At 68.6% G+C, this 18071-nt stretch carries 18 protein-coding genes; 6 read left to right on the top strand and 12 right to left on the bottom strand.

Features of this window, described 5'->3' with window-relative positions; genetic code table 11:
* Positions 1-7: 7 nt before the first annotated feature.
* From carB to HEP74_RS11390, 12 genes are all read right to left on the bottom strand, one after another.
* Positions 8-3250, bottom strand: coding sequence for a carbamoyl-phosphate synthase large subunit (carB, locus tag HEP74_RS11335; RefSeq protein WP_185812974.1), 3243 nt, complete (start codon positions 3248-3250; stop codon positions 8-10).
* Positions 3251-3258: 8 nt separating this feature from the next.
* Positions 3259-3702, bottom strand: coding sequence for a DUF6973 domain-containing protein (locus HEP74_RS11340; RefSeq protein WP_104558976.1), 444 nt, complete (start codon positions 3700-3702; stop codon positions 3259-3261).
* On the bottom strand, positions 3702-4826 hold the full coding sequence (gene carA / locus HEP74_RS11345; RefSeq protein ID WP_185812975.1) for a glutamine-hydrolyzing carbamoyl-phosphate synthase small subunit: 1125 nt from the start codon (positions 4824-4826) through the stop codon (positions 3702-3704). The genes HEP74_RS11340 and carA overlap by 1 nt, the downstream gene beginning before the upstream one ends.
* Before the next feature lie 161 nt (positions 4827-4987).
* Positions 4988-5704 (bottom strand): 4-hydroxy-tetrahydrodipicolinate reductase, encoded by a 717-nt coding sequence (gene dapB / locus HEP74_RS11350; protein WP_185812976.1) that lies wholly within the window; start codon positions 5702-5704, stop codon positions 4988-4990.
* Between the two features lie 364 nt (positions 5705-6068).
* Positions 6069-6791, bottom strand: a complete 723-nt coding sequence (locus HEP74_RS11355; protein ID WP_185812977.1) for an MOSC domain-containing protein — start codon at positions 6789-6791, stop codon at positions 6069-6071.
* Between the two features lie 22 nt (positions 6792-6813).
* Positions 6814-8022 carry an aminotransferase-like domain-containing protein gene (locus HEP74_RS11360; RefSeq protein WP_185812978.1) on the bottom strand — a complete coding sequence of 403 codons (1209 nt, stop codon included), beginning with the start codon at positions 8020-8022 and terminating at the stop codon, positions 6814-6816.
* A gap of 317 nt (positions 8023-8339) precedes the next feature.
* The gene (locus tag HEP74_RS21930) at positions 8340-9368 is read right to left on the bottom strand and encodes a hypothetical protein (protein ID WP_255427723.1); all 1029 of its coding nucleotides are present in this window, start codon (positions 9366-9368) and stop codon (positions 8340-8342) included.
* 90 nt (positions 9369-9458) lie between these two features.
* Entirely contained in the window at positions 9459-10052 is a 594-nt protein-coding gene (locus HEP74_RS11370; protein WP_185812979.1) for a hypothetical protein, read from the bottom strand.
* 663 nt (positions 10053-10715) lie between these two features.
* Positions 10716-11111 (bottom strand): hypothetical protein, encoded by a 396-nt coding sequence (locus HEP74_RS11375; protein WP_185812980.1) that lies wholly within the window; start codon positions 11109-11111, stop codon positions 10716-10718.
* A 42-nt stretch (positions 11112-11153) separates the two neighbouring features.
* Entirely contained in the window at positions 11154-11408 is a 255-nt protein-coding gene (locus tag HEP74_RS11380) for a DUF6587 family protein (protein WP_185812981.1), read from the bottom strand.
* A gap of 1 nt (position 11409) precedes the next feature.
* Positions 11410-13269 carry a ferrous iron transporter B gene (gene feoB / locus HEP74_RS11385; RefSeq protein ID WP_185812982.1) on the bottom strand — a complete coding sequence of 620 codons (1860 nt, stop codon included), beginning with the start codon at positions 13267-13269 and terminating at the stop codon, positions 11410-11412.
* Positions 13266-13523 carry a FeoA family protein gene (locus HEP74_RS11390; protein WP_221893123.1) on the bottom strand — a complete coding sequence of 86 codons (258 nt, stop codon included), beginning with the start codon at positions 13521-13523 and terminating at the stop codon, positions 13266-13268. Before HEP74_RS11390 ends, feoB begins: the two co-directional genes overlap by 4 nt.
* Before the next feature lie 125 nt (positions 13524-13648).
* Between HEP74_RS11390 and HEP74_RS11395 the strand changes: the two genes are divergently transcribed.
* The 6 genes from HEP74_RS11395 to HEP74_RS11420 all read left to right on the top strand — a co-directional run bounded on the left by HEP74_RS11395 (position 13649) and on the right by HEP74_RS11420 (position 17923).
* Positions 13649-14437 carry an enoyl-CoA hydratase-related protein gene (locus tag HEP74_RS11395; protein WP_185812983.1) on the top strand — a complete coding sequence of 263 codons (789 nt, stop codon included), beginning with the start codon at positions 13649-13651 and terminating at the stop codon, positions 14435-14437.
* Positions 14434-14835, top strand: a complete 402-nt coding sequence (locus HEP74_RS11400) for a VOC family protein (protein WP_053841060.1) — start codon at positions 14434-14436, stop codon at positions 14833-14835. The genes HEP74_RS11395 and HEP74_RS11400 overlap by 4 nt, the downstream gene beginning before the upstream one ends.
* A gap of 177 nt (positions 14836-15012) precedes the next feature.
* Positions 15013-15906, top strand: coding sequence for a hydroxymethylglutaryl-CoA lyase (locus tag HEP74_RS11405; RefSeq protein WP_185812984.1), 894 nt, complete (start codon positions 15013-15015; stop codon positions 15904-15906).
* A gap of 176 nt (positions 15907-16082) precedes the next feature.
* Positions 16083-16853, top strand: a complete 771-nt coding sequence (locus tag HEP74_RS11410; RefSeq protein WP_185812985.1) for an SDR family oxidoreductase — start codon at positions 16083-16085, stop codon at positions 16851-16853.
* Between the two features lie 112 nt (positions 16854-16965).
* Complete coding sequence (gene yeiP / locus HEP74_RS11415; RefSeq protein WP_185812986.1) at positions 16966-17532, top strand: elongation factor P-like protein YeiP; 567 nt, start codon at positions 16966-16968, stop codon at positions 17530-17532.
* 4 nt (positions 17533-17536) lie between these two features.
* Positions 17537-17923, top strand: a complete 387-nt coding sequence (locus HEP74_RS11420; RefSeq protein WP_185812987.1) for a hypothetical protein — start codon at positions 17537-17539, stop codon at positions 17921-17923.
* The last annotated feature ends 148 nt before the right edge of the window (positions 17924-18071 follow it).

The following is an 18071-nucleotide window of genomic DNA, read 5'->3' on the forward strand; positions in this document are numbered from 1 at the left end:
GGGGCTCTCACGCTTCCAGCTCCTTGTGCAGTTCCTGCAGCGCCCAGACCGGACCGGTGCCGCGGAATTCCAATGAATGCACCAGCGCTCGGGCGCCGGCGACGGTGGTCGAATAGGTCACGCGATGTTGCAGGGCTTCGCGCCGGATCGAGAACGAATCGGAGATCGCCGCGCGGCCCTCGGTGGTGTTGACGATATACACGATTTCGCCGTTCTTGATCAGATCGACGATGTGCGGGCGGCCCTCGGCCACCTTGTTGATCTGGTCGCACTGCAGGCCGTGCTGGCGCAGCCACGCGCAGGTGCCGCTGGTGGCCACCAGGGTGTAGCCGCGCTCGACCAGCGCCTGCGCCACCGGCAGCACGCGCTGCTTGTCCGGGTCGCGCACCGACAGGAACGCCTTGCCCAGCGGCGGCGCCTTGATCCCGCCGGCTTCCTGCGCGCGCGCGAACGCCGCGCCGAAGCTGCGGCCCACGCCCATCACCTCGCCGGTGGAGCGCATCTCCGGGCCGAGGATCGGATCCACGCCCTGGAACTTGGCGAACGGGAAGATCGCCTCCTTCACCGAGTAGTAGTCGGGCACGATCTCCTTCAGCGCGCCCTGCTCGGCCAGGGTCTTGCCGGCCATGCAGCGCGCGGCGATCTTGGCCAGCGCCATGCCGGTGGCCTTGGACACGAACGGCACGGTGCGCGAGGCGCGCGGGTTCACTTCCAGCAGGAACACGATGTCGTCGCCGGCCTCGTCCACCTGCACCGCGAACTGGGTGTTCATCAGCCCGACCACGTTCAGGCCCTTGGCCAGCATCACCACCTGGCGGCGCAGCTCGGCCTGGGTCTTGGCCGACAGCGAATACGGCGGCAGCGAGCACGAGGAATCGCCCGAATGCACGCCGGCTTCCTCGATGTGCTCCATCACCCCGCCGATCAGCACGTGGCCGTCCTTGTCGGCGATGATGTCCACGTCCACTTCCACCGCGTTGTCGAGGAAGCGGTCCAGCAGCACGGGCGAATCGTTGGAGACCTTGACCGCGTCGCGCACGTAGCGCGCCAGATCCGATTCGCCGTAGACGATCTCCATCGCGCGGCCGCCGAGCACGTAGCTCGGGCGCACCACCAGCGGATAACCGATCTCGCGCGCCAGCACCAGCGCCTCTTCAGCATTGCGGGCGATGCGGTTCGGCGGCTGCTTCAGGCCCAGCTTGTCGACCAGCTGCTGGAAGCGCTCGCGGTCCTCGGCCAGGTCGATCGAGTCCGGGCTGGTGCCGATCACCGGCACGCCGTTGGCTTCCAGCGCGCGCGCCAGCTTCAGCGGGGTCTGCCCGCCGTACTGCACGATCACGCCCTTGGGCTGCTCCAGCTCGACGATCTCCAGCACGTCTTCCAGGGTCAGCGGCTCGAAGTAAAGGCGGTCGGAGGTGTCGTAGTCGGTGGACACGGTCTCCGGGTTGCAGTTGACCATGATGGTTTCATAGCCATCCTCGCGCAGCGCCAGCGCCGCATGCACGCAGCAGTAGTCGAACTCGATGCCCTGGCCGATGCGGTTGGGGCCGCCGCCGAGGATCATGATCTTGTCGCGATTGCTCGGCTTGGCCTCGCACTCGTCCTCGTAGGTCGAATACAGGTAGGCGGTATCGGTGGCGAATTCGGCCGCGCACGAGTCCACCCGCTTGTACACCGGGCGCACCTTGTGGGCGCGGCGCAGCGCGCGCACCGCCGCCTCATTGGTGCCGCACAGTTCGGCCAGGCGCGCATCGGAGAAACCGGCGCGCTTGAGCGTGCGCAGGCGCACGGCGTCCAGCGAGCCAAGGCCGTCGGCGGCCAGCTGCTTCTCCTGCGCGATCAGGTCCTCGATCTGGTCCAGGAACCACGGATCGATGAACGACAGCGCATGCACCTGCTCCACGCTCATGCCGGCGCGGAACGCGTCGGCGACGTAGAACAGCCGCTCCGGACCGGGCGCCTTCAGCTCGCGCTTGAGCGCGGCCATGTCGTCCTCGCTGCCCAGGTCCAGCCCGGTCGGGTCGAGCCCGATCTTGCCGGTCTCCAGGCCGCGCAGCGCCTTCTGCAGCGATTCGGAGAAGGTGCGGCCCATCGCCATCACCTCGCCCACCGACTTCATCTGCGTGGTCAGGCGCGCATCGGCCTGCGGGAACTTCTCGAACGCGAAGCGCGGGATCTTGGTCACCACATAATCGATCGACGGCTCGAACGAGGCCGGGGTCAGGCCGCCGGTGATCTCGTTCTTCAGTTCGTCCAGGGTGTAGCCGACCGCCAGCTTGGCCGCAACCTTGGCGATCGGGAAGCCGGTGGCCTTGGAGGCCAGCGCCGAGGAGCGCGACACGCGCGGGTTCATCTCGATGACGACGACGCGGCCGGTCTGCGCGTTGATGCCGAACTGCACGTTGGAGCCGCCGGTGTCCACGCCGATCTTGCGCAGCACCGCGATCGAGGCGTCGCGCAGGCGCTGGTATTCCTTGTCGGTCAGGGTCTGCGCCGGGGCCACGGTAATCGAGTCGCCGGTGTGCACGCCCATCGGGTCCAGGTTCTCGATCGAGCAGACGATGATGCAGTTGTCCGCGGTGTCGCGCACCACTTCCATCTCGAATTCCTTCCAGCCCAGCACCGACTCTTCGACCAGCACTTCGCTGGTCGGCGACAGCTCCAGGCCGCGACCGACGATCTCGATCAGCTCCTCGCGGTTGTAGGCGATGCCGCCGCCGCTGCCGCCGAGGGTGAAGCTGGGGCGGATGATGGTCGGATAGCCGACCCGGGTCTGGATCTCCAGCGCTTCCTCGAGGGTGTGCGCGACCGCCGCCTTCGGGCATTCCAGGCCAATCTCGCCCATCGCCACGCGGAACAGCTCGCGGTCCTCGGCCATCATGATCGCTTCGCGCTTGGCGCCGATCAGTTCCACGCCGTACTTTTCCAGCACGCCGTGGTCGGCCAGGTCCAGCGCGCAGTTCAGCGCGGTCTGTCCGCCCATGGTCGGCAGCAGCGCGTCGGGCTTTTCCTTGGCGATGATTTTCTCGACCGTCTGCCAGTTGATCGGCTCGATGTACACGGCGTCGGCCATGTTCGGGTCGGTCATGATCGTGGCCGGGTTGCTGTTGACCAGCACCACCCGGTAGCCCTCGTCGCGCAGCGCCTTGCACGCCTGCGCGCCGGAGTAGTCGAACTCGCAGGCCTGGCCGATGACGATCGGGCCGGCGCCGATGATGAGGATGGTTTTTAGGTCGGTGCGCTTGGGCATGGGGATTCTCAGTAAAGTCGGTCCTGCCACGCCGCGGGGGCGCGCCAGGTGATCTGGTCGGACGATCGGGCGTCGATCGCACCATGGTCGACCGCGGCGCGAACCTCGCGCTGCATCGCGGCCCAGCTGGGAGCGGCGGCGCCGATGCGCGCGCCGATCCGGTTGTTGTGGGCGTCCATCGCCCGGCTCGCGTTGCCGCGCCCGTCGCGCTCCATCACCGCCGTCACCCAGTCCACGCAGCGCGGCGACAAGGTGTAGGCGACGATGGCGCTGGCCAGGCTGTGGCGGTACGCATCGGCCGGGCCGTTGCGCCCGCCGGGCAGGCCGGCGCCGAGCCACTGCGCATAGACCGCGACCAGCACGAACAGCGGATACGCGGCGAGCGCCAGCAACGCCAATACGCCCCAACGCCAGCGGCGTGGACGCAGCGACGGCGCCAGCGCGGCGCTCATCAGGCGGCGGCCGCCATCAGCGCGGTGAAGCGATCGAACAGCGGCGCCACATCGCGCGGGCCCGGCGAGGCTTCCGGGTGGCCCTGGAAGCTGAAGGCCGGCGCGTCGGTCAGTTCGATGCCCTGGTTGGTGCCGTCGAACAGCGAGCGATGGGTCACCCGCACGTTGGCCGGCAGCGACGCTTCATCGACCGCAAAACCGTGGTTCTGCGAGGTGATCATCACCCGGCCGCTGTCCAGGTCCTGCACCGGATGGTTGGCGCCGTGGTGGCCGTGGCCCATCTTCAGGGTCTGCGCGCCGGCGGCCAGCGCCAGCAACTGGTGGCCCAGGCAGATGCCGAAGGTCGGGATCTTGCTGGCCACGATTTCCTTGATCGCCGCAATCGCGTAGTCGCACGGCGCCGGATCGCCCGGGCCGTTGGACAGGAACACGCCGTCCGGCTGCATCGCCAGCACCTCGGCGGCAGGCGTCTGCGCCGGCACCACGGTGACCTCGCAGCCGCGCTCGGCAAGCATGCGCAGAATGTTGAGCTTCACGCCGTAATCGTAGGCCACCACCTTGTACTTCGGTGCGGCCTGGGCGAACGCGTTGCTGTCCAGGTCGAGCTGGCCGTCGCGCCACGGATAGGCCTTTTCGGTGGAGACCACCTTGGCCAGGTCCATGCCCTTGAGCCCGGGGAACTTGCGCGCCGCTTCCAGCGCGGTGTCCACGTTCACTTCGCCGGCCATCAGCGCGCCGTTCTGCGCTCCCTTTTCGCGCAGGATGCGGGTCAGCTTGCGGGTATCGATGCCGGCGATGGCGACCACGCCGCGCTGGATCAGCCAGTCCGGCAGCGACACCTGGCTGCGCCAGTTGCTGGGACGGCGCGGCACGTCGCGCACGATCAGCCCGGCCGACCAGACCTGGGCGGCTTCGTCGTCCTGGTCGGTGCAGCCGGTGTTGCCGATATGCGGGTACGTCAGGGTGACCAGCTGACGGGCGTAGGAGGGATCGGTGAGGATCTCCTGGTAGCCGGTCATCGCGGTGTTGAACACCACTTCGCCGACGGACAGGCCGGCGGCGCCTACGGATTCGCCCTCGAACACGGCGCCGTCTTCAAGGACAAGGATTGCGGGTTGAGTCACGGGGTTCGCCTTGGGGAGAGAGGAACCCTGCCCCACCAACTTGCGGCTGCAAGAAACCGCGAACTCGGCGCTTCTCCGGGTCCGTGGCGATGGGTAACAGGCGAGCGAGAATTGTACCGACGCGGACCTGTCCGCGCCAGACGTTTGTGTGAAAGCGCCGTTCAGCCGAGCAGATCGCGCAGCCGGTAGGCCCCGGGCGCGCGGCCCGGCAGGCGCGCGGCGGCATGCAGCGCGCCGCGGGCGAAGATGTCGCGGTTGCTGGCGCGGTGCACCAGTTCCACCCGCTCGCCGAGCCCGGCGAACTGCACCAGGTGCTCGCCGACAATGTCGCCGGCGCGCAGGCTGGCGTAGCGTGGCTGCGCGCCGCCGTGCGCGGCGGCCTCGCCCAGGGTCAGCGCGGTGCCGGATGGGGCGTCCTGCTTGTGCACGTGGTGCGATTCGACGATGTCGCAGTCCCAGCCCGGCAGCGCCGCGGCGGCGCGTTCCACCAGGTCGTTCAGCACCGCCACGCCCAGGCTGAAGTTGGACGCCCAGATCAGCGGGATGCGCACTGCCGCGTCGGCCAGCGCCTGCCGCTGCGCCTCGTCCAGGCCGGTGGTGCCGGACACCAGCGCCGCGCCGCGCGCCACGCACAGCGCCAGCACCGGGTCGAAGCCCTGCGGCAGGCTGAAATCGACCGCCACGTCGAACGCCGGCGCGCCGTTCAGCTCGGCCGCGGCGAAGTACGGCACCCCGTCGACGACCCGCTGCGCCGGCGCCCGCCGGATCACCGCAGCTGCCACCTGCAGCGCGGGGTCCTGCGCGGCCAGGCGCAACAACGCCTGGCCCATGCGGCCGGATGCACCATGAATCAACACACGTACGGGGGAAGTGGTCATCGCCACAAGGTAGCGGTTTGTCGCGATCCGCGACAGGGGTTTGGCGCTGCGGCGGTGGTCGGCGACGCAGACGGTTTAGGTGTTGACGGCATCCGACAGCGGAAGGTCTGCCGTCCTGTTCGTCGCGACTGAAGTCGCTCCCATAAGGGTCTTGTGGCTCTCTTGCAGGGTGCACTGAGGAGCGGCTTCAGCCGCGACAGACAAGCAAAATCGCCAGGCTTCCTGACATCGTTTGTCGCGGCTGAAGCCGCTCCTACAGGGACTTGCGATCAGCGTGCCGGGCGCACTGTAGGAGGGGCTTCAGCCCCGACGGCCCGCGGCCAGAAGGGCCACCGCCCCTGCGGCGCGGCGAGACGTTGCGCGCCTACTCTGCCGCCGGCTGCCCCAGCAGCCTCTTGTCCCAGCACTCGACCTCGCGCTGGGCCAGGCGCCGCTCGAACAGCACGCGCCAGTTCGGCACCAGCGGCAGCGCCAGCACCTGTTCCAACTGCGCCAGGTCCACCTCGCGCCGATACAGCAACTGGATCAGCCGGGCCAGCGACCAGGCCGGATACGGTCGCTCCAGCAGGACCAGCCGGTCGCCGGCGGCGACCTCGCCCGGCTGCAGCACGCGGTAATACCAGCCGGTGCGGCCGCTTTCCTGCACGCGCCGCGCCAGCGCGGCCACGCCGAAACGGTCGGACAACTTCCAGCACGGCTGCCGCGATTGCGAGACCTCGACCAGCGCCGTGCCCAGCCGCAACCGGTCGCCCAGGCACAGGTCGGCCTCGGTGGCGCCGAGCGTGCTGAGGTTCTCGCCGAACGCGCCCGGCGCTTCCAGCAAGGCGTGCGCGCCCAGCTCCTGGCGCCAGGCCGCGTAGTGGTCGCGCGGATAGTGGTGCAGCGCCTTGTCCGGGCCGCCGTGCACGCGGCGGTCGCCCTGCTCGTCCAGCTCCAGGCCTTCGATCCCGATCCGCAACCGCCCGGGCAACGGCCGCTTGTCGATCGCGCTGCGGCTGCCGGGCCGGGTGAAGTCCTGCACGCGGCCGACCAGCACCGCATCCACGCCCAGGTCCAGATCCAGATCCACTGCCGCAGCCGCGTTCATGCGCAGGCGCCCGGGTGCCGGATCAGGCGGCCGCGCCGCGATGCGCGGCGATCTCGGCCTGCAGCAGTTCGCCGAGGATGCGCACGCCGCTCTCGATGCGTTCTTCCGGCACGGTCACGAACGACAGGCGCAGGGTATTGCGCTGCGGCTCGACCGCGTAGAACGGCGCGCCCGGCACGAAGGCGACGTTGCGCTCGATCGCCTTGGCCAGCAGTGCGCCGCCGTCCATGCCTGCCGGCAATTCGACCCAGATGAACATGCCGCCGGCAGGGCGATTCCAGCGCACCTGCGACGGGAAATACTTCTCCAGCGCCGTCAGCATCTGCTGGCAACGGCTTGCATACAGGCTGCGGATGCCGGGGATGTGCGCATCCAGGAAGCCGTCCTGCACCGCCTCGTAGACGATGCGCTGACTGAACGAGGGCGTGTGCAGGTCCGCCGCCTGCTTGGCCTGCACCAGCTTGGCGTGCACCGCCTCCGGCGCCACCACGAAGCCCAGGCGCAGGCCCGGCGCCAGCACCTTGGAGAACGAACCCATGTAGATGGCCGCGTCCGGATTCATCGACAGCAGGCTCGGCAGCGTGTCGCCGCTGTAGCACAGTTCGCCGTAGGGGTCGTCCTCGACGATGGGCACGCCGGCCGCGGCCGCGCGCGCGACCAGCGCCTGGCGCCGGTGCAGCGGCAGGCGCCGCCCGGTCGGGTTCTGGAAATTCGGCAGGCAGTACATGAAGCGCGCGCCGGCCAGTTGCGCGTCGTCCAGCGCGTCCACCACCAGGCCATCGTCGTCCGACTGCATCGCCGCGAACGCCGGCTGGAACAGCGAGAACGCCTGCAGCGCACCGAGATAGCTCGGCGTCTCCACCAGCACCTTGCTGCCTTCGTCGATGAAGACCTTGCCGAGCAGGTCCAGGCCCTGCTGCGAGCCGGTGGTGATCAGTACCTGGCTGGGGCGGATGCTGGCGCCGTCGCGGCTCACGCGCGCCGCCACCCATTCGCGCAACGGCAGATAGCCTTCGGTCGGGCCGTATTGCAGCGCCGCCTGCGGCGCCTCGCGCAGCACCTTGTCGCAGGCGTACTGCATGCGCGCCACCGGGAACGTGTCCGGCGACGGCAGCCCGCCGGCGAAGGAGATCACCTCCGGGCGTTCGGTGACCTTTAGGATTTCGCGGATCGCCGAACTGGTCAGCGCCTGCGCACGGCGGGAGAACTGGAAGGAGGTCGTCATGGCCATAGCATAGCGGCAGCATGGCCGCACTCCACTGTGCGGCGCAGCGCAAACGACAGCGACGGTCCGCGATAGACCGGGCCGACCCAACCGGCACTGGCATAGGTCGGCCAACGTCGACGCACGATGGTGTTGTGGCTACGCGTGGTGGTCCGCAGGGCCGGAGTGACCAGGGTGCGGCGCGCCTCGACCAGCGCCCAGCACTTGTCCGGCGCGATCCCAGCGCCGAGGATGGTGTGATTGTATGAGTAGAGTTCGCTGCGCCGGTCAGCGATTCCCACACATGCTCGGAGCGGTCGCGATCTTGCCGGCCTGGTGGCCGGCTATTGACCCGCGCCGACCACCTGGCTGAACCGCTGACGCTCGGCGCTGGACGCCGACGGACGCGCGACGGCGCTGGCGAGCGTGGACCTGAGCGTCGGGCTGAGTTGCACGTCGCCGCTGGCGACGGCATCGAGCGTGGTCATCACCAAAGGACTGGTGGCGCCGCGTGCGATGTAGTTCACCGCCACATCCGCGGCGGCGTCCGGGGCGGAAAGGCGGTAGATCTTCTGCACCGCCATCGCGCGCACCAAGGCGTCGCCGTTGCCCGAGGCCAGCGAGTCCATCTGCGCCACCGCGCTGCGCTTGAGCGCGTCGGCGCCAGGCGCGACGTCGTTCTCGATGGTGCCGATGAAGTTCAGCGCGGCCACCGCGGTGCGCTGATCGGTGCCGTGCGCGTCCAGGGTCGCCAGGGCATCGGCATAGACCTCGCGCGTTGCCTGGCCAGGCAGGTTGGAATAGGTCTCGTACATTTCTCCGTAGAGTCCCTTGTCCTTGCTGGCCCAGATCTGGTTGGCCTCGTCGAGCACCAGCGCGCGCCCCTGCGGCGAGGGCACCAGCATGCCGCGCAGCATGTCGCGCTCCATCGCCTGGCTTGCCGGCATGGCCCGGTAGGTCTCGGCCACCGCCTGTCTCGCCTCGGCGCTGCCATCGACCGCTGCCAGCAGCCGTGCCGCGAATGCGTCCTGCTCGGCGCGCGACGGCGGCGGGTTGGCGTTCACCCGGGCGAAGAACTCCTGCAAGCGGCGCTGGATCTCGCCAGCCTCGAACGGCAGTGCCGCATCGGCGATGCCGGCATGCGTGGGCGCATCCTCGACCACGGGTCGGGTAGGTCGATAAGGATTGGCCGCACTGAGGCCCGTGCCAAACCGATCTGGGATGGAGGCGTCTGCCAGCGCAGCGGTTTCGCTTTCCGCGCCGGACAAGCGCCCGTGCCCACCCTGATAGAAATACAACGCGGCACTGGCGAGCAAGCCGCCAACGATCACCAGCGGTAAATACCCTCGATATACGGAACTATTGATCTTCATTGAGATTGCCACGAGCCTGGAAAACAACGACACAACCCCGTGCTTGCCCGAACAAGCGCAAGCACGGGAACCTGCTACCGCAAGGCGCGCTTAGATGCGCTCGTAGTCGCAGGTACTGCCGCGCCATTCCGGCAGATAACCCTGTCGCGAATAAGTGCCGCCGTTATATCGACAGGACCAACCGTAGCCACCTTCCCAGTTCGACTTCCAGCCTGCCGGGCAGGAAGACTGCAAGGTGACGTAATAATTCGGATCGCCACCGACCACATTGACCGTGCCGACACGCTCGCTGAAGATGATCGCGGCGCGGCCTTTCCAGCCGGGTTTCGGCGAACAGGTCACGGTTTCCGAGCGTACGTTGCACGCCGACCACGAGTTATTGTAGCCGCCGTTGATTTCCATCGAGCCGACCCGGGTGGGAACCGCCCATTTGATACCGATATTGAATCCACGGGTCACGCAGGTGCTGTGGCCCGTGGTCAGCGCCACCGAACCGCAGGAACCGCCCTGGTTGCTGAAGCAGTAATGCCAGTCCGATCCGTCGATATATTCGGAACGCTGCTGCTTGCCGATCCAGCCACCGAAGGTGGTTTTCAATTGCGTAGACGGATCTGCAGCGGCGACGCCACTGAACAAGAACAGGACCAACGAAAACAAGATGATCCTTAATTTAAATTTCGACATACCACTCTCCCTAATAAATAAGCCAGCCCAAGATGTAGACAAAATAGCGCCACTGCGTCACACACGATCATCCTGGAAAACGCAGCGAAACCTCCGCGCATGGCGTGCGAAGTATCTCGATCGACGTTTACCGAGGAATCCCAGCCGGAGTGACGGTGCGCAGAGCCTACCCAAGCAATGCTACATATTGGTGGCACGCAAAATTAACTAAATGCGGCAAATCAAATTGCATGAATATTATAATATTGAACGAATTTGAAAATTCGGTCTACCGGCTCTGAGCTTGCGCTGGCAGCGACCGCCGCCGCACCTTCCCGCAAGATCGCATCTGAGCCTTCTACGTTGCTTATCACGCAGGCATGGCAGTAGCACTTCAACGCAGCGCCAGCGCAGAGCGCATCGTGCGGCCAAGGCGCTGCGGCGAGACCGCTACGCGAACCGGTCTCGCGCTCGCGCGGGTGCGGGCAGGCTTTTTGGGCACACCGCGATGTCGGCAGCAGCCATCACCGCAGGCACAGCTGGACGGCGCAGCCTCACGGCAGCAAGTTTCGCCTCACCCATTCCGCCTGCCGGCAAAGTCGATGCCGCTGCGACGGTGACAGGCCGCAGCGGTCGCAGCCGCCACCATGGCGGCCGCCGGACAACGGTCCGCGGGTGCCGGCATCAAGCCTGTGCTGCGACGCCCAATAATTGCTCCAGCGCGGCATGCGCATACAGACGCACATCCGACATGGCGGGAAGTGTCGCCGCCGCGAACAGCGCCTCGTCCAACTGCAGGATCGGACCGTAGGCGATCACGGTCTGCGCACCGACGGAGGACAGACGGCGCAGCACGGTCAGCCGATAACCCTCCCCCATGTAGTAGCGTGTGCCGCCGTCGGCCGGCAATGGCGCTTCGGTATCGATGCGTGCGTGCAGCGGCGCGCGGCCAGCCGCGACGGCGCGGAAATCGGCATCGGCCTGACGCAATGCGTCGCGCTGTGGCGGCGCGAACGCCTGCAGATCCAGGCCGAAGAAGGCGCCGGCCAGCGGCGACATGGGCAGCGACGGATCGCTCATGGCAACCGATTTCGCCTCATCTTTTCCGCCCGCCGCTTCAGCTCAATGGCGACGCGGCGGTGCCGGACCGCAGTTGTCGCAGCCGCCGCACGCGCCGGCACCGGCGGTGGCCGCAGGCGCGATCTTGCGGCCCATGGCCTGCAACCAGGACGCGCGGCCCGGCTTGAGCAGGCGCACGGCGATGGCGCCGCGCAGCTTGCGCGCGGTGCCGGGAAACTGCTTCTTCAGCACCACCCAGGCGCTGAGCAGGACCGCCAGCGCGATCACCAGGTACTGCAGCAGCAGCGACGTGCTCATCTCAGCCGGCTCCCAGCGCCGCCGCGACCTGATAGGTGACCAGCGAGGCCAGATACGCCAGCGCGAACAGATAGAACGCGGCGAAGCTCATCTGCTTCCACGAGTTGGTCTCGCGCTTGATCGTGGCCAGGGTGGAAATGCACATCGGCGCGTAGATGTACCAGACCAGCAGCGACAGCGCGGTGGCCAGCGACCAGCCATTGTGGATCAGCGGCGACAGCGCCTGCGCGGCGGCATCGTCGTCGGCCGCCGCCAGCGCGTACACCGTCGCCAGCGACGCCACCGCCACTTCGCGTGCGGCCAGGCCGGGGATCAGCGCGATGCAGATCTGCCAGTTGAAGCCCAGCGGCGCGAACACCGTGGTCATCGCATGGCCGATGCGGCCTGCGAAGCTGTAGTCGATCGCCGGCAGCGTGGCGTTGGCCGGCGCGGCCGGGAACGACAGCAGGAACCACAGCAGGATGGTCAGCGCCAGGATGATGCCGCCGACGCGCTTGAGGAAGATCGCCGCGCGCTCCCACAGACCCAGCGCCAGGTCGCGCAGGTGCGGCACGCGGTACGACGGCAACTCCAGCAGCAGCGGATGCTCGCCCTTGTCGCGGCGCCACTTCTTCATCGTCCACGACACCGCCAGCGCGCTGGCGATCGCGGCGAAATACAGCCCGAACAGCACCAGGCCCTGCTGGTTGAACACGCCCCAGACCTTTTTCTGCGGAATGAACGCGCCGATCAGCAGCGCGTACACCGGCAAGCGCGCCGAGCAGGTCATCAACGGCGCGACCAGGATCGTGGCCAGGCGGTCGCGCGGATCCTGGATGCTGCGCGTGGACATGATGCCCGGCACCGCGCAGGCGAAGCTGGACAGCAGCGGGATGAACGAACGCCCCGACAGTCCGGCCGCGGCCATCATGCGGTCGAGCAGGAACGCCGCGCGCGGCAGGTAGCCGGATTCCTCCAGCGCCAGGATGAAGGCGAACAGGATCAGGATCTGCGGCAGGAAGATCACCACCCCGCCGAGGCCGGCGATGATGCCATTGACCAGCAAGCTGTTGAGCGGACCCTCCGGCAAGGTGCTGCCGACCCAGGCGCCGAGCGCCTTGCTGCCGCCGTCGATCAGGTCCATCAACGGCGCCGCCCAGGCGTACACCGCCTGGAAGATCAGGAACATCACCAGCGCCAGGGTCAGCAGCCCGGCAACCGGGTGCAGCAGCCAGCGGTCCAGCGCGTCGTCGATGCGCGAGGTGCGGGTCGGCATCGACACCGCGGCGGCGAGGATGCGCCGCACTTGCTGGTGGTAGTCGCCCTGCCCTTCGGCCGGCGCCACCGCCGGCGGCAGCGTCGGGGCCAGCGCATCGAGCCGCTCGACCAGCGCCTTGGCGCCGTTGCGGCGTACCGCCACGGTCTCGATCACCGGCACGCCGAGCGCATCTTCCAGCGCCTGGCGGTCGATCTGGATGCCGCGGCGCTGCGCGGCGTCGACCATGTTCAGCGCCACCAGCATCGGCTTGCCCAGTTCGCGCAGCTCCAGCGCGAAACGCAGGTGCAGGCGCAGGTTGGTGGCATCGACCACGCACACCAGCACGTCCGGCGCCGGCTCGCCCGGATAGAAGCCGCGGCACAGGTCGCGGGTGATCGCCTCGTCCAGGCTGGCCGGCTGCAGGCTGTAGGCGCCCGGCAGGTCGAGCACGGCGAAGTCGCGCCCGGACGGCGCGCGGAAGCGGCCTTCCTTGCGCTCGACGGTCACGCCGGCGTAGTTGGCCACCTTCTGCTTGCTGCCGGTGAGCTGGTTGAACAGCGCGGTCTTGCCGCAGTTCGGATTGCCGACCAGGGCCAGGCGCAGCGGAACGGCCTCCGCGCTCATGACTGCGCCTCGGCGGAGGCACCGACGCTGACCTGCACCCGCGCCGCTTCGCTGCGGCGCAGGGCGAAACGGGTATAGCCGACCTGCACCAGCAACGGCTCGCCGCCGACCGGGCCGCTGGCCAGTACCTGCACCTGCTCGCCGGCGACGAAGCCCAGCTCGCGCAGGCGGCGCGCGATCGCGTCGTTGGGCTGGCGATCGTGCACGGTCTCCACGGTGGCGGTGCTGCGCAACGGCATATCGGACAACGTCACGGAACGTTCCGTCGAATAAGAATGGTTATCAATTGTAGCACCGTCGCAGTGCGTCATGGCGTGGCCGGCGCGGCCCGCTATGATTCCCATATGGCTGCCGTTATCCCTCCGTACGAGAACTGCCGATGAGCGATGCATTGCTGCTGGAGCGCTCAGGCAAGGTCCTGACCCTGCGGCTGAACCGACCGGACGTGCGCAACGCGTTCGATGCCGCGCTGATCGCGCGGCTGACCGAAGCGCTGCAGCAGATCGGCGCCGATCCGAAGGTGAAGGTGGTGGTGCTGGCCGGCGCCGGCGCCGCGTTCTCGGCCGGCGCCGACCTGCAATGGATGCGCTCGATGGCCAGCGCCAGCGAGGCGGAGAACCTGGCCGATGCGCTGGCGCTGGCGCAGCTGATGCGCACCCTGGACGAATTGCCCAAGCCGACCGTGGCGCGGGTGCATGGCGCCACGTTCGGCGGCGCGGTCGGGCTGGTCGCCTGCTGCGACATCGCTGTGGCCTCCACCGATGCCCGCTTCGGACTCAGCGAGAGCCGCCTGGGTCTGTTGCCGGCGGTGATTTCGCCATATGTGATCGCCGCGATCGGCGCGCGCCAGGCGCGGCGCTGGTTTGCCAGCGCCGAAGCGTTCGATGCGGCCACCGCCACCCAGATCGGCCTGGTGCACCAGACCGTGGCGCCGACCGCGCTGGACGCGGCGGTGCAGCGCCAGGTGGAACTGCTCGGCCAGGCCGGCCCGCTCGCCGCCGCCGGCGCCAAGGCGCTGGTGCGCCGGGTTGCCGCCGGCGGCGACAACGCCACGCTGGACCGCGACAACGCGGCGCTGATCGCGCGGCTGCGGGTCTCGGCCGAAGGCCAGGAAGGACTGAGCGCGTTCCTGGACAAGCGCGACCCCAACTGGGCGGGATTCTGGTGAGCCCGCTCGACCACATCGGCCTGCGCTGCGTCGACCTGGAGCGCAGCCTCGGGTTCTACCGCGCCGCGCTGGCCGCGCTCGGGCTGGACATCGTCATGGAGGTGAGCGCCGAGCAGAGCGGCGATCGCCGCCATATCGGTTTCGGCCGCGACGGCAAGCCCAGCGTCTGGCTGACCGATGGTGCTGCGGGCGCCGGCGGCGAGCTGCATCTGGCCTTCGCCGCCGCCGACCGCGCCCAGGTGGATGCCTTCCATCGCGCCGGGCTGGCCGCCGGCGGTCGCGACAATGGCGCGCCCGGGCTGCGGCCGCACTACCACCCCAACTACTACGGCGCCTTCCTGCTGGATCCGGACGGGCACAACATCGAAGCGGTCTGCCAGCGGCCGGCGAGCGCCTGAGCGGCGCACTGCACTGACGATCGTACTTCGCGCGGGCGGCGGCCTGCGCCGCTCGGCGACGGCGCGCAGCCGTCCACTCCAAGGAATGCATGTGACCGCCAATTCGCCGTTTCCGCCCTGCCCCGCGCGGCCTCTGCCGATCGCGCCCGCTTGCGCGACGCGCTGCAGGTGCCGCCGATGAGCGACTTCGTCCGCCTGGTGGAAGTGGGACCGCGCGACGGCCTGCAGAACGAGAAGGCCTGGGTCGCCACCGCTGACAAGATCGAGCTGATCGCGCGGCTGTCGCGCACCGGCCTGCGCAGCATCGAGGCGACCAGTTTCGTCAGCCCGAAATGGGTGCCGCAGCTGGCCGACGCGGCCGAAGTCTACGCCGGCATCGTGCCGGCGCCGGGCGTGGACTACCCAGTGTTGGTGCCGAACCTGCAGGGCTACGAGCGCGCCGCAGCGGTCGGCGTGCGCGAGATCGCGGTGTTCACCGCCGCCTCGGAAACCTTCAACCACACCAACACCAATGCCGGCATCGACGAATCGCTGGCGCGCTTCGCCCCGGTGCTGGCGCGCGCGGCGGCGGATGGGGTCAAGGTGCGCGGCTACGTCTCCACCGTGCTCGGCTGCCCCTACCAGGGCGCGGTGCCGCTGTCCGACGTGGTGCGGGTGGCGCGGCAGCTGCACGCGATGGGCTGCTACGAGATCTCGCTGGGCGACACCATCGGCATCGGCACCCCAGGCAAGGCGCGGGCGATGCTGCGCGCGGTCGCCGCCGAACTGCCGATGGCGGCGCTGGCGGTGCATTTCCACGATACCTACGGCCAGGCCCTGGCCAATATCGCCGCGTGCCTGGAGGAAGGCGTGCGCGTGGTCGATGCGGCGGTGTCAGGCGCCGGCGGCTGCCCGTACGCCAGGGGCGCCAGCGGCAACGTGGCCAGCGAAGACGTGGTCTACCTGTTGCACGGCAATGGCGTGGCCACCGGCATCGACCTGCAGGCCTTGGCCGCGACCGGGCACTGGCTGGCGCAGAAGCTCGGCCGTCGCACCGGCAGCAAGGCCGGCCAGGCGCTGGCGGCGGCGTGAACGCAACGGCCACGCGTGCCGCGAGCGGCGCGGCAGCGGCCAGCCGCCCCGTGTCGGTCCTGCCCGCATCGTCCGGCGCCGCTGTATATCGGCACGATCGCCGGGCGGATTCGCGCCGCAGCTGAACCGAAGCGCGCGCCTCGGCTAAAATGCGCGCTTTCCTGGGAGGGAACACCATGCAACTTGCCGATATCCGCGCGGTCGTCACCGGCGGCGTTTCCGGCCTCGGCCTGGCGGTCGCGCAACGCATCGTCGCCGACGGCGGCAAGGTCGCGCTGTTCGACCTCAACGACGACAAGGGCGCGGCCGCGGTCGCCGCGTTCGGCACCACGCAGGCGCGCTATTTCCGCACCGACGTCAGCGACGAGGCGCAGGTGGCAACGCAGCTCGGCGCGGCGCGCGAGTTCCTCGGCGGGCTCAACGCCGCGATCAACTGCGCCGGCATCCTCGGCGCCGGCCGCGTGCTCGGCAAGGAGGCGCCGATGCCGCTGGCCACGTTCCAGGGCACGGTGATGGTCAACCTGGTCGGCAGCTTCAACGTCGCCAAGGCCGCCGCCGACCTGATGCAACACAACCCGCCGGGCGAGGACGGCGAACGCGGCGCGATCGTCAACACCGCCAGCGTCGCCGCCTACGAAGGCCAGATCGGCCAGGCCGCGTATGCCGCCTCCAAAGGCGGCGTGGTGGCGATGACCCTGCCGATGGCGCGCGAACTGGCGCGCTTCGGCATCCGCGTCAACACCATCGCCCCGGGCATCTTCTGGACCCCGATGGTGGACGGCATGCCCGAGGCGGTGCAGCAGTCGCTGGCCGCGTCGATCCCGTTCCCGCCGCGGCTCGGCCGCCCCGAAGAGTTCGCCGACACGGTGATGTTCTTGCTGCGCAACCGCTATCTCAACGGCGAGGTCATCCGCCTCGACGGCGCGGTACGCTTGGCGCCTAAATAGCCGGGATTCGTGATTCGGGATTGGGGATTCGTAAAAGCGCCCCGCCCCCTTCGCTCCCGCCCTGCTCTTTACCAATCCCGAATCTCCAATCCCCAATCCCGGCTCCCAACCCATGAAAGCCAACGAAATCAAGAAAGGCAACGTCGTCGAGTACAACAACGGCGTCTACCAGATCCGCGACATCGAACGCAGCTCGCCGCAGGGCCGCGGCGGCAACGTGCGCTTCCGCTTCGTGATGTACAGCGTGCCGGGCGGCAACAAGCTCGATGCCAGCTTCGACGGCGACGACGACCTGCGCGAAGTCGAGCTGAGCCGGCACCAGGCCACCTTCTCGTACAAGGACGGCGAGGCGTTCGTATTCCTGGACGACGAGGACTACACCCCGTACATGCTCGATGCCGACGTGATCGGCGACGACGCCGGCTACATCACCGAGGGCCTGACCGGCATCTATGTGCAGGTCATCGACGACCAGCCGGTGGCGGTGCAGTTGCCGCAGAGTGTGACCCTGGAAGTGATCGAAACCCCGCCGGAGCTGAAAGGCGGCACCGCGACCAAGCGGCCGAAGCCTGCCAAGCTCAATACCGGACTCGAGATCATGGTGCCGGAGTACATCGGCAACGGCGAGCGCGTGCTGGTCAACACCACCACCGGCGAGTTCGCCGGGCGCGCGGACTGAGCCCGTGCGTGCGCTCTGCGGCATCGTCCTGGCGACGCTGCTGATCCTGCCGGGCCTGGCCGTGGCTGCGGTGGCCAAGCCTGTGGCCGCGACGCAGGGCGCGGCCGCCTGCACGATCCCGGAGGAGGTGGATCCCGAGCACCACGCCGGCTTCTGCGCGCTGCCGCAGGAGATCCGTGCGTTCGTCGCGCGCCAGGATGTCTGCAACCACTTCGCCGGCGAGGAACCCTACGACGCCGCGCGGCGCCGCGAGCTGGACAAGGCGATGGCGAAGTACTGCGACGGCAACGAGGCGACCTGGGCCAGGCTGCGCGCGAAGTATCGGCAGGATCCTGTGCGCGATGCCTGGCTGGATCGCTATGGCGAAGACGTGGGTCTGGATTTGCCGTAGCGGCGACGGAGCGGCGGCAGAGGGACGCGTGTGACTTGCGTTCCTGAGTCTTCATCGTGATCGGGTCGCGACGTTCGATTGAACGAGGCTTTGCCCCACCCTCATCTTCGCTGCGGCGCCCTCGCGATGTTCGATTGCGCGAGGCTTC

The organism is Xanthomonas sp. SS, from assembly GCF_014236835.1.
In the GTDB taxonomy this organism is placed as follows: domain Bacteria; phylum Pseudomonadota; class Gammaproteobacteria; order Xanthomonadales; family Xanthomonadaceae; genus Xanthomonas_A.